Origin of the sequence: Paenibacillus arenosi (genome assembly GCF_014841135.1) — a bacterium.
In the GTDB taxonomy this organism is placed as follows: domain Bacteria; phylum Bacillota; class Bacilli; order Paenibacillales; family Paenibacillaceae; genus Paenibacillus_B; species Paenibacillus_B arenosi.
The window spans coordinates 298,904-312,527 of the sequence record NZ_JACYTN010000001.1 but is presented as its reverse complement, the minus strand read 5'-3'; the positions used below and the strand labels follow the sequence as shown (position 1 = coordinate 312,527).

The following is a 13,624-nucleotide window of genomic DNA, read 5'->3' as shown; positions in this document are numbered from 1 at the left end:
ATTCAGAAATCAAACTCAATATCTACACGGTTAGCCTGTGCCGCAACGAACTGATGAGAAATGACGATATCAGATAACGCAATACCTCGATTCCGTACAACTTGCATAGCTATCTCTTCGAAATACGCAACAAATTTGCGAATAGTCCCTTCGCGGAACAAGTGTGTACGATAAACAACCTCGAACGCCACCTGATCCGAAGTTTCCCAGCCGATGAATGCCACATCAAATTGAGATATACGATGCTCAAACGGGTATGGCGTAATGTGAATACCGTCCATTTCCAATTCTTTAGCAGGTACGTTTTGCCAATCAAACATCATATCAAACAATAGATTTCGCCCCGCATCTGCTTGCGTGCATACGTCTTCAACAAGTTGATCAAACTGATAATCTTGATTTTCAAAACAAGTTAGAACCGTCTTTCTCACTTCCTGCACATACTCTATAAAAGATTTGTGGCCTTTAGGGAAAGTACGCAACGCTAACGTATTGATAAATACGCCCAGCATCTGCTCCATATCCTCATGGGAACGTCCAGAAGCCACCGTTCCAACCACAACATCCTCCTGCCCACTTACTTTGTGTAGCAGTACGTAGAAAATAGTAATCATGATCATAAACATAGAAGCATCTGTATCCTTCGCCAACATTCTCAATCGTGCTGTAGTCTCCGCATCAATAGAAAATTGAAGACTGTTTCCTTCTGGGCTTTGAACAGCAGATCGCTCGTAATCGGTTGGAACTTGCAGTACCGGTATATCCCCTTTAAACGATTCCATCCAATACGCTCGTTGTTTATGATTCCACTCAGAACGCAAATGATGACTCTGCCAGACGGCATAATCTTTGTACTGTATGCTTAACACAGGCAGATCGACGCCCTGATACAAAGCCATGAACTCTTTAGTCATTAAACCTATCGAAATTCCGTCCGTAATAAGATGGTGCATATCAATAAACAATACATATTTAGTAGGGCTCAGATGTGCCAACACAACCCGGAACAGAGGAGCAGTATTTAGCTCAAAAGGGTACACAAATTGCTGTATCCGTTGTTCTGACATCCGCTTCAAATCTACTTCCTCGTTCTTCCAATCCACGTATTGAATATCAAAGCTTACGTATTCATGCACAACTTGAACCGGCTCACCATTTCGGTACTCAAATGAAGTCCGCAGCGGCTCATGCCTCATTACAAGATCTGTCAAAGCTTGCTCGAATCTCGATATATCAAGCAGACCTTCTAATATAAAAGCATACGGAATGTTGTAGCTTGTACCTGTATCCCTTACTTCCTCCAAAGCGAATAAGCGCCGCTGGGCAGCAGACAATGGATACGCATCCCTTCTATCTGCTGGTTGAATTCGTTCTTCCGTAGATGCCGTCTTTAGCCCTATCACATATTGACTTAGCTGACGAATCGTTGCGGCATTAAAAAATGCTGCGAGCGGAACTTTTAAGCGAAGCTTTTTAAAGATAAGAGACAAGATCGTAACTGCCTTTAACGAGTCCCCTCCTAGGTCAAAAAAGTTATCAGTAGGAGAGACAGCTGCAACACCAAGCACATTTTTCCAAATTTGAGCAAGCGTATGTTCCACTTGTTCAATGGAAACAAAGATCTCATCATTGTCCATGTGTCCCGTTAAAGATACAAAAGTTCCCTGATTATCCTCGTCCGTACGTAGAGCGCTCCGCTGAATCCAGCGTTCCATTCTAGCCTTCAGATCAGCGGTTGAGACAATAATTTGGCACGCTTCTTTCCTATACAGTGCACGCTTAAATACGTGAATTCCTTCTTCTGGAGTCATCGCCAGCTGCATAACTTCCTTGCCGATCCCTGTCTCATGCCCCTGTTCAAAAATGGCCCAAGAATCCCAGTTTACGCTTATCCATGGAACATCGATTAATCTATTCATTTGTTGTGCAAACACATCCATAAAGATGTTCGCAGCCGAATAGGATGAATGCCCAAGTCCACCTAGTATGGAAGATAGGGATGAAGTTAGCAGGCAGAAATCCAATTCTTTCCCGCGCAGTACCTGTTCAAGCACGAGTAATCCATATACTTTCGGAGAGAACTGTCTTTCACAAAATGGTTTGTTTTGCTGTTCAAGCAGCCCCGAGCTGTCATCATCCCTCGCTCCCGCAGCATGTATGACTCCATGGATAGTCCCAAACCTGTTCTCCATTTCTTGTACAACGACTAACATCTGTTCCTGATTTCCAGCTTCAGCCTGACAAGCCCACACGACTGCACCGGCTCGTTCCAGTTCTTGTATGAGGCGAATTTTGCAGCTGATCGGATCTTGTTCATCATGAGCTTGCAGCCACTGCTCCCAATTTTGTTTATCTGGAATAGGCGTGCTACCCGTCAACACTAGCTTTGCATTCCATGCTGTCGCGAGATACTTGGCAAGCACATAACCGACACGACCCAGACCACCGGTGATCAAATAGACACCACCCTGTCTAAGCGGTATTTGCTCCTGCTTCGGCTCATCAGAAACAATTGGCTTGTACGACTGCAACCAACGCGTATTACCGCGATAAGCAACAACGGTATCATCACTGTTAGCTGTAATTTCACGGCATAGCTGTCTAGTAAATTTAGCATGTCGGAAAGCAATTTCCTCATGTCCATCGAGTTCCATATCAATGTATCGACAGTTTACATTTGGATATTCTTGCGGAATAACTTTACATGGGCCTAAAATAAGTGCTTTTTCCGGATGCAACCTCTCGTCGCTAGTAATTTGCATCGTATTGTTAGTAACAACATCCACCGTGATCTCGCCTAATAGCTGCTCACGCAGCGCATTAGCCAAATGAACGAGGCTATAGAACCCAGATATTTGAGCACGTTGAACGGCGTCCACATGCAATGGGAACTGATGTACGGCCGAGACACTCCACATATGTACCACTTTATACACTTGCTTCCCGCCAGAAACAATGGACTCCAGCAGCTTTACATAATCCATGTACATATCTGGTCGAATGCAGTAACGACTCTCTTTAATCTGGCTATAGCTCTCCCCTTGTTGAACCGTAACTACTTCATACCCCGCTTGTTTCATTTGCTCGGCTACTTCCATGCCAAATCCTGCTTCATCACTGAAAATTAGCCAAATCCCTTTGTCCGTACCAACCGCCGAAGAAGAAAAGAGCAGGGACGATTCCCAAGCTGGCGCGTACAGCCATTGAGCAATATTGGCTTGTTTACTTAATGTTGTGCGGAAATAAGATTGCGCGAAGGCTTGATAGGATTGATCTTTAATCGTATACAGTTGGCGGTCGAAGCAATAACCCGGTAAAGATACACGCTTGAGATGCTTATTTCGGTGCATGTTTGCCCAATTAGGCTCAATACCATGACGCCAGCACTCGCCCACAATTCTCATCGTGTATAAGGAAATATCACTCCATGTTCTCATCTCATCCCCAACCGGATAACGATCGGAGAAATCAAGATGAATCACAATGGCTTCACTAAATTGAGGGTTCTCTTCAAAACGCCCATTATCCGAGATCGCATAAAAAGAGAATTCTCGATCAACAACAGATACGGCCGTTGAGGGTTCTTCTGCTTCCTTCACTGACTGCAACGTCTCCAACAGAGACATTTTTCCGGAGAGGCAAGCCCAAACGGCTTTGCCATGCTCGTCGCCAATCATTATCTGCGGATGGATTCCCCAATCCTTTAGAAGAGCAGCAAAAGAATAGGCAATACTTGCCCGAAACGCTGCTGCATAGAGCAGAATGCCCGCTTCCTGTTCCACCGGTGTCCACTGCCGCCCACTCGACTCAGGATATAGCAGCGTTTTCACATCTCGGCCATACAGACTTTGCAAGATGCCGAAACATTCATCCATATTGGTACGAAATGTCGCTTCGTTCTCGTAAAAATCGTATCCCATGTTCAAGTACGATATGGATGGGTCGAATCGAGGCAGTATATACATGATTGAGCGCTTATCCTTACACGAATCATCCGACCGAATGGAACCACCGGATCGAAGCGTGTTAGCAATGTCTCCTGCACGTGAACCAATAACATAGCTTCTATATGCGAAGCCCCTACGGCCCATTTGCAGCGTAAATGCAGCATTTGCGACATCGACGTCTGGATTCTCATTGAGATATTCAGCTAATCTGGCTTCGATTTGCTGCAGCGACGATTCCGTTCTAGCAGAAAGTACGATGAGATGCTCCTTACTCGTTTCGTGCGCAGCGTTCGTCTCTACTTCCTCATGCTCTTCGCTTTCTATAGGCGCCTCTTCTAAAATGACATGAGCATTCGTGCCCCCTATTCCAAAGGAGCTCACCCCTGCCCGCAGTGGTCCATTTTCCTGCTTCCACGGCTGCAGTTCTGTATTTACTTGAAAAGGACTATGGACAAAGTCAATACGCGGATTAGAGGCTGTATAATGCAAACTCGGTGGAATTTGCTTATTTTTGAGAGAAAGAGCCGTCTTAATAAATCCAGCTATTCCTGCTGCTGCATCTAAATGACCAAAATTACTTTTGACAGAGCCAATTTTACAAAACCCTGTTTTATTACTGTCGTAAGCCAATTTTAGCGCTTCAATCTCAATCGGATCTCCTACTGGTGTTGCTGTACCATGAGCCTCCACGTAGCTGATCGTTTCTGAAGAAACTTCAGCCACTTTAAGGGCAGCCTTAATGACTTCTGCCTGACCTTTCGGACTCGGAGCTGTAAACCCTGTTTTACGGCTGCCGTCATTATTTAGGGCGCTTCCTTTAACGACAGCATAAATGTGATCTCCATCCGCAAGTGCATCCTCCAGCATTTTCAATACAACGATACCCGCTCCGTTACTAAAAATCGTTCCCTGGGCTTGCGTATCAAATGCGCGATTGCGTCCGTCTGGCGATTCATGCATATGTTCATAATAAAAATACCCTTGCGTTTCCGGTGTCGTAATCGATACACCGCCAGCAAGGGCAATATCGCATTCTCCCCCAATCAAAGCTTGGCAAGCGAGATGAATCGAGACGAGAGAAGTTGCGCAAGCTGCATGCACCGTATTGACAGGTCCCGTCAAATGAAGTTTGTATGCAACTAACTGTGCAAGCAGATCTTTATCACTCAATATCGATTTCGAGAAATCATCCATATCCTGCTGATCGGATAAAATCGTTTTAGCCTTCCAATCTAGGTTACTGGAAGCTCCTGCATATAATCCAATCGGCCTCTTATACGATTTAGGATCGTATCCGGCATCTTCAAGTGCCGTCCAAGCACATTCATGAAAAATGCGAATTTGAGGGTCCATCAACGCAGCTTCTGTAGGTGTATATCCAAAAAAGGAAGGGTCGAACATTTCTGCATCACCAATGATCCCCTTGGCTTTGACGTAATTGGGATCGGCTATCCATTCCCGTTCAACTCCAGCCTGTTCCAATTGCTCATCCGTAAAATCAGAAATCGTATCGAGTCCGTTTTTTACATTTTCCCAAAATTGATGAATGTCTCTTGCCCCGGGGAAACGGCATGACATGCCGATAACAGCAACTTCCAGCCCATTGCGATCATCATGAGCTTGCGTATTCATTCAATCCCCTCCTCTAAGTTTGCGTTTCCGTTGTTGAAGGCGGTTCTGTCCACGTTCATACCCTGACGCTGTAGGAACAAGAACTTCTTCGACCGTTTCCTGCTCTGCTGAATGTTCGGAAGCTTTGAATGGCTGGCCTAAATAGTTGCTTAACGCAGCGATCGTCGAATAGGTGTACATATCAATAATGCTGAGTTCAACTTTCAGCTTCTCCATGATCTTGAGTCTTACCTGAATAAGATCGAGTGAGCTAGCCCCCAAATCAAAGAAATTGTCCTCAAGGCCAATGTGCTGAACGCCGAGATGCTCCTTCCAAATCATTGTAATCGTTTGTTCTCTATCGGCTTCCATCCCTTTGTTGCTCGTCTTCTGCTCATCGTTGTTCGCAAAAGACTCATCTAATGGATTGGATGTTTTCAATAATTCCGCTAATTGAGCCTTTTGCTGGTTGGCTGTCAGCTTGCTGCTCAGCTCGCTTACCGACACTACAACTTGCGGCAGCCTTACATTGAGAATTCGCTTAAGCACCTCGATTCCTTCTGCAGCTAGTATTCCATCCTCCAGTATGAAGTTCTCGCTTATTTGGTGTGAGGAGCGTGCACGTTTCTCAGCATCAAGTGCCATCCCCGTATCTCGCCAAGTATCCCAGTTGACTGCTACCACATGCATATGCCCCGTAGAAGATGTTGCTAGAGCAAAATGATCAAGGAAATTGTTAGCAGCACAATAAGCAACCTGACCTGCAGGAGCTAGCATTGAACTGATAGAGGAACATAGGAACAAGAAATCGAGTCCTCGATCTTTAAAAATTTGATACAGATGTAATGCCCCTTCCGTCTTTGGAGCAAGTACCTGCTCGGTATCTTTCTCTGACCGGAACTGCATAATCCCACCGTCCGGCACTCCAGCCGTATGAAAAACACCGTTAATGACGCCAAACTGGACTTCTGCTTCCACTACTGCACGATAAAGTTGATCTTTATTAGTCACGTCCGCCTGGAGGACAAGCAACTCACCGCCGCCTGCCGCTAGGCTATTCGCTTGCTCTAACTTAGCAGGATCGAGATGGCGAGCAAACATAATGACCTTTGCCTGTAGCTCCGATATTAAGTATCGAGCTATGGCAAGCCCCATTCCTCCAAGTCCCCCAGTAATGACATATACACCTTGTTGTTTTAACAGCGCTGGAGTTCCTTCACTACTTGGCAGCAATACCTGTTCATAATCTTGAACCCAACGATTACCGCCTCGGTAGGCAACAACTTGCTCAGGCATTCGACTGGTTATTTCGGCAGTGATCGTTTCAAAAAACTTACGATTCCATGCCTGAGACAACGGGAGAGCGATATCCACGCTTCGACAGGTTAAGTTGGCATATTCCAGTGGAATGACTCGGATCGGTCCCAACACTACCGCCTGTTCAGGCTGCAGCTGTTCTTCACCTGTTATTTGATGTATGCTATTGCTCAATACGACGATCTCCATTGGTGTATGAATAGACCGTCTTCCTAACGATTGTGCAATCCGAATGAGACAAGCCATAGCCGAGGAAGATTCTCTAGCAATCATCTCTGCCTCTACTTCTTCTACTGCTATATGCCCTATTCTCTCAATCTCCCAGGCAAAAGCAATTACGTCCGGTATGATTTTGCATGCTTCCAAATCGCTAAACAATTGATCATAGTCACTGCTTTGCTCGGAACAAACGGTATAGGTACCATCAAGTTCCTTCCTATAAGAATCTCCCGAATGCACAAGAATGACTTCCTTTCCATTCTCCGCCCATGCATGCTTAAGTCGGGAACCGAACTCGCCTGAATCCGCAAGCAATAACACACGTGAACGAGAAGAAGTCACCCTACTTACATGATTTCTACTTTGTTTCCAAATAGGCGCATAGAACCAGTCAGCAAGTTGTTCTTTCTTATCTATTGGTACTAGCTGCTCCTTCATCGTAATCTGATCCATGTCGATATCTAGCCAGTAACGCTGACCCTCGAAAGGATAGGCTGGCAGTGGAGTACGAGAGCGAGAGGCTGGTAGATGATACGATTTCCAATTTATATTCACACCCCAACTCCATAGCTTCCCAAGCTGTGCTGTGAAGTGAACATCATCAGACACGGTTTCATTAGGATGCTTGATCAAGTTAAGCACCTTATATTTATCCTTTGGAACATCATGTTTAGCCACGAAACTGCTTAGCGTACGTCCAGGTCCTACCTCTATTAGCAGGCATGATTCGTACTCAAGCAGCTTCTGAATACCGTCTGAGAAGCGAACAGCAGATAGTAAATGATTAGGCCAATATTCACGATCCAACACCTGATCTGCTTCCATCCAATTCCCGCTTACATTGGACACATACGGAATGCTAGGCGCTTGCACGTTTAATCGTTCTATTGCTGATCTGAACTCCGGCAGCATAGGTGTCATCATATCCGAGTGAAACGCATGCGAAGTATGAACTCGGAAACTGAGGCAACCTTCCTCCAGAAGTCTATCTTCCAATAAACTTATTTGCGCGTCCGGCCCCGATACGACGCAGTTCATCGGTGTATTTATAACAGCAATCGATAGATCAGAGAGCCCTTGCTCAGCACGAAGGAGCTTGTACAAATCTTGTTGCGGCATCTGTACGCTTAACATCCCGCCTGGTGGCATGCTTTGCATCAGTCTTCCACGGAGAGCGACCAGCTTTAAAGCTTCTTCGAGTGAAAGAACACCAGCCAAGCAAGCAGCAACGTACTCTCCTAAGCTATGACCAATCATGGCAGAAGGCTTTATTCCCCACTTGATAAGTACCGATGCCAGTGCGTACTCAATGCTAAACAACAGTGGCTGTGCGAACTCCGTTTCGTTAATAGCTTGTTTGGTCTGCTCCGTAATAATAGATGGATATAAAACTTCTCGGTAATCACGACCTGTTTCTTTTTCCAAAATGTGCACACAGTAGTCAAGCTTCTCGCGAAACACAGGTTCCGTCTCGTAAAGTACTTTCCCCATATCGACATACTGAGAGCCTTGACCCGGAAACATAAAAACAATAGGTACATCGACATCTTTGGATGCATATCGAATGCTGGTATCAGCCTTTTTGTCCGACAGCATAGCAATCGCCTCATCAGCCGAGGAAACGACCAATGCCTGCTTATGTTCCATTACGGATCTTCCTACTTGCAGTGTATAAGCGGCGTCTGCTAGATTGAGATCTGGATTATCCTTAAAATGCTGTGCTAAATTAGCGCTAACCTGTGCAAGAGCGGTTTCCGTTTTGGCTGATAACAATAATAACTGTTGTTGTTTCCCCGCATAATTAATAACTTTCGTTTCCTGCCTTCTCATTTCCTGAGGGGGTTCCTCCAGTACGAGATGAGCATTCGTGCCTCCGATGCCGAAAGAACTCACGCCTGCCCGCAAAGGGTAACCATCATCTTTCCATTCGGTTGCCCCCGCATTAACTTGAAATGGCGTATTCTCAAAATCAATATTAGGGTTCGCTTTCTTATAATGAAGGCTTGGCGGCAATACTCGGTGCTGCAAAGCCAAGACTGTCTTCATAAACCCAGCCATACCAGCAGCCTCATCCAGATGTCCGATGTTCGTCTTCACAGAACCAATGCGGCAAAATTGCTTTTTGTCGGTAGCAAAGGCCGTGCTTAACGCCTTCAATTCCACGGGATCACCTAGAGCCGTTCCTGTCCCATGGGTTTCTACATACGTAATACTCTCCGCTTCCACAGCAGCCATGTCCATTGCCGCCATAATGACTTCACTTTGACCAACAGTGCTCGGTGCCGTATATCCTATTTTTCGACTGCCGTCATTATTAGCTGCAAATCCCTTTATAACGGCCATAATATGGTCGCTGTCACGAATGGCATCCTCTAGTGGCTTCAGTACAACAATACCAGCACCTTCACCACCAACCGTCCCACTCGCCTCTGCATCAAATGCCCGGCAGTGCCCATCCGCTGATAGAATCATGCCATCTTGATAAAGATAGCCCTCTCTTGGTGCTGTCCCGACCGAAACACCTCCAGCAAGAGCGATTTCACACTGCCCCGTCAATAAGGAGCGGCAAGCCATATCTATAGCAATAAGAGATGAAGAACACGTGGTATGCAGTAGTACACTCGGTCCTGTTAAATTCAACTTATAAGACACCCTCGTTGGCAAAAAACCATTGCTGTCTAGCAGCCATGAGGCATAGTCGCCTAAACGCTCTCTTTTTCCAGATAAACGAGTCGTAACTTCCCAGTCGAAACTGGAGCCAGCAGCGGCATACAAACCGATTCGTTGTCCGTATCGCCCCGGATCATAACCAGCATGCTCCAGCGCTTCCCAAGCACACTCATGAAATATTCTCGTTTGCGGGTCCATCATCTCCGCCTCAGCAGGCGTATATCCAAAGAAGGCTGCATCGAATACATCTCTGTTTTCCAGTACAGCACCACATGATTTGACATAATCTTTTCGGTTATAGGTATCTTTGCTAACCCCTGCTCGTTCGAGTTCCTCGTCCGTTAGAAACACAATCGATTCGACACCTTGTACAAGGTTGTTCCAAAAGTGATTGATATTGCTCGCTCCAGGAAATCTGCCCGCCATGCCGATGACGGCAATTTCCAAGCCGGTTCTCTGCTCGTCATTCATCATCGCAAACCCGCTTTCCTTGTTATTGTCCTTCCACTCTTTCATTGTGTGCTCGATGTGTTTCCGTAGATTTAGCGAGTCCTGCCAGATTGCTGTTTAAATCTAGATACATTAGACATCATTCTGGAGTTTCCAGCCTGCAGCACTGCTTCTCTATCTTGATCAGACTTCTCCGCAGCTTGCTCCTGCATGAGATGCTTGCTAAATAAAGCGATCGTTGGATACGTAAACATGGTGACCACTTCAAAAGGAGTCTGTAAAGCTTTGCTTAATTTACTCGTCACTCTAATCACATCAAGCGAAGTACCATTTAGATCAAAAAAGTTATCATGTATTCCAACTTCCTCTACCTTCAATACTTCCTTCCACACTTCTGCTATTATTTTCTCCGTCTCTGTAGAAGGTCCCAAAAATGACGTTTGAACACGTAATCTCGTCCCTTCGATGTCCAGCAATCGCTTGCGATCAGCCTTGCCGCTTGCATTGAGTGGGATGTCATCAATCTGAATGTACTCCACAGGTACCATGTAATCAGGCAATTTATCACTTACATAGTCCCTTAACTCCGCTGCGGATACATAGCTCACTGCGACGATATAAGCGATTAATTTCTTATCGCCATCACTTCCGCTCACTGCCACAACCGCTCCACGCAGCTTGTCATGGCTATGAAGGACAGACTCGATCTCTTCCAGCTCGATACGGAAGCCTCGAACTTTCACTTGTTGATCGATTCGTCCCAAATATTCGATATTTCCATCAGGCAGCCATCTTGCTAAGTCCCCTGTCCGATACATGCGCTTCTCGATACCCGAAATGCCATGTACGAACTTCTCTGCAGTCAACTCTGACTTATTTCGATATCCCCGTGCCAAATTGTCTCCTGCGATATATAATTCACCGGGAACGCCGATTGGCTGCAGTTTATTTTGATGAACAATGTAAAGTTCCGTATTATCGATCGGCCTGCCGATAGGAACCGTATCGATGTTCTCTCCAGGAGGACAATCAAAATAAGATACATCTACAGTCGCTTCTGTTGGACCGTATAAATTAGTCAGTACTGTGCCGTTAACCGTATACAGTGTATCATTACACTTATGAACATGCGCCGCAGTTAAGGCTTCTCCACTGACGATAACCCTATTCAAGGAAGCCAGCTTTTCCACTGCATTCGCATCCTCAACATAATGAAGAAAGGCGAGCAGCATAGACGGTACAAAGTGCATCACCGTGACCTTTTCACGTTGAACGACATCGACGATTTGAACTGGATTACGTTCTGCTCCCGGGGGAAGCATGCATACTTTTGCACCAGCCAAAAACCACCAAAACAGCTCCCAGACGGAAACATCAAACGTAATCGGTGTTTTTTGGAGAAGTGTATCTTCCGCCCGCAGTGGATAAGCCGACTGCATCCAATTCAACCGGTTGATTACAGAACGATGTTCTACCATCACTCCTTTTGGCTTGCCAGTTGAACCAGATGTATAAATAACATAGGCTAACTGATTTGAAGAGCATTCTAGGTGCAGATTATCGCTAGCAACTTCATGTTCCTCGATGGCATAAATATCAATGGATTCAATACCAAACTCCGCCGCCAATCCATGTGATCCAGAATCCGTAATCGCCCACTGCGCATCACCATCTGCAAGCATATAGGCAACCCGCTCCTGTGGAAGACGTGCATCAAGCGGCAGATAAGCTGCCCCTGCTTTCAAAATCGCCAAGATCCCCACAAACATCTCCACCGAACGTTCTACCATAAGAGCAATAACCGTTTCTGGCTGTACGCCGCGGGCTTGCAACGTCCTTGCTAATCGATTAGCTCTTTGATTCAGTTCTCTATAGCTCCATGTCCGCTCACCATCTATACAGGCCGTATGATGAGGGATTTTTTCAACTTGTTGTTCAAATAAACCGTGTATCGTTTGATCGTCAGGATACGATGCACTTGTATGATTAAACTCGTCTATAATACGCGTTCTTTCGTCCTCAGTTAACAGGTCAATTCCCTTAATCGGAAGCTGGGCATTTTTCGAAATATGATCCAGCACACATTCATATTGCTTAGCAAGTACCCCTATACTTTCACTGCTGTATACCCTGCTGTTGAAATCAAATTGAATGCAGATGCTATCACCTGGCGCGATAACGATATTTAGATCATAGTTCGTTTGCTCAAAAGCGTTCACATCGGTAATGGTGAAATGCGATTCATTGTTTTCCTGTGCGTGATGAACAGCCTGAATACGCTCCGCAATGGGGAAATTTTCAAACACAAATATATGGTCGAACAAGTTTTGCTTCAACTCGCTCGTAGCTTGAATAGCAGCTAATGAACAAAAATGGTACGGCTCGGTATCGGCAGCTTCAGCTTGAACTTGCCTCATGAGATCATCAAATCGCATTTCCTCATCAACAGAAATACGCACCGGGATCGTATTAATAAACAATCCTACTATGTCCTCAACTCCGTCCAATTCAGGCGGACGACCTGAAACAACACCACCGAAAACGACTTCTTTTGTGTGGTTGTACTTCGCCAACAATACTCCCCATGCCGTCTTCATCAATGTGCTCAAAGTAACTTGGTTAGCACTTGCAGCTCGATGTAAGGCAGCAGCACGGTCTCGATCTAATTCCAACTTAAACTGTGCATGTTCGTAAGCCGACTGCAGCGTCGTTACCGCATAGGACTTTGGAATTTCCGTCTTTTCTTTGAACCCTTGTAAAACATTTTTCCAATAGTCATTCCCCTGCTGCTGATCTTGCTTCTCCAACCACTCGATATAAGTCCGATACTGTTTAACAGGTCCTAGACTGCTCGGGCGATCATGCACCAAACTGCTATACATTTCAGCAAAATCAGCAACCAATATTTCCACGCACCAGCCATCCATCAAAATATGGTGGGACGTCCATATGAATTCATACTCCTGCTCACCTAAACAAAAGACAGCAACACGCATTAATACATCTTTGTTCAAATCAAATGGGCGCTTTTTATCCGAGTCTTTAAAGTCGGTCAGTATCTGTTCCCTCTCTGCTTCCGAGTTTACGTCTCGGATATCCTTATAAAAAAAATCGACGTTCCGCTGCTTCAGCACAACCTGAAGCGGAACATCGACTTTTTCATGATTGAAAACAGTACGCAAAATATCATATCGCTTGAACAATTCCTCAAGGCTCTGCTTTACGAGTCTTATGTCCAGCTTCCCTTGTAAGCGATAAGCAGTCTGTTCAAAATACGCCATTGAGAATTTATCCAACAAATAATGAAAATACATGCCCTCCTGCGTGGGCGTCATTTTGTATATATCTTGTATATTTTGTCGAACAAACTCATTCACCCTGATATTCCCTCCTTTTCAGCTTCCACAGTC

3 protein-coding genes are annotated in these 13,624 nt (G+C 45.4%); all 3 read right to left on the bottom strand.

Annotation, left to right across the window (positions count from 1 at the left end; all coding sequences use genetic code 11):
• Positions 1 to 2 precede the first annotated feature (2 nt).
• Genes IFO66_RS01285 through IFO66_RS01275 form a run of 3 tightly spaced genes read right to left on the bottom strand, consistent with a single transcriptional unit; the run spans position 3 to position 13,591 of the window.
• Positions 3 to 5,579 carry a condensation domain-containing protein gene (locus tag IFO66_RS01285; protein WP_192023402.1) on the bottom strand — a complete coding sequence of 1,859 codons (5,577 nt, stop codon included), beginning with the start codon at positions 5,577 to 5,579 and terminating at the stop codon, positions 3 to 5.
• Positions 5,580 to 10,280 carry a type I polyketide synthase gene (locus IFO66_RS01280; RefSeq protein ID WP_192023401.1) on the bottom strand — a complete coding sequence of 1,567 codons (4,701 nt, stop codon included), beginning with the start codon at positions 10,278 to 10,280 and terminating at the stop codon, positions 5,580 to 5,582.
• A gap of 26 nt (positions 10,281 to 10,306) precedes the next feature.
• The gene (locus tag IFO66_RS01275) at positions 10,307 to 13,591 is read right to left on the bottom strand and encodes a non-ribosomal peptide synthetase (RefSeq protein ID WP_192023400.1); all 3,285 of its coding nucleotides are present in this window, start codon (positions 13,589 to 13,591) and stop codon (positions 10,307 to 10,309) included.
• Positions 13,592 to 13,624 lie beyond the last annotated feature (33 nt).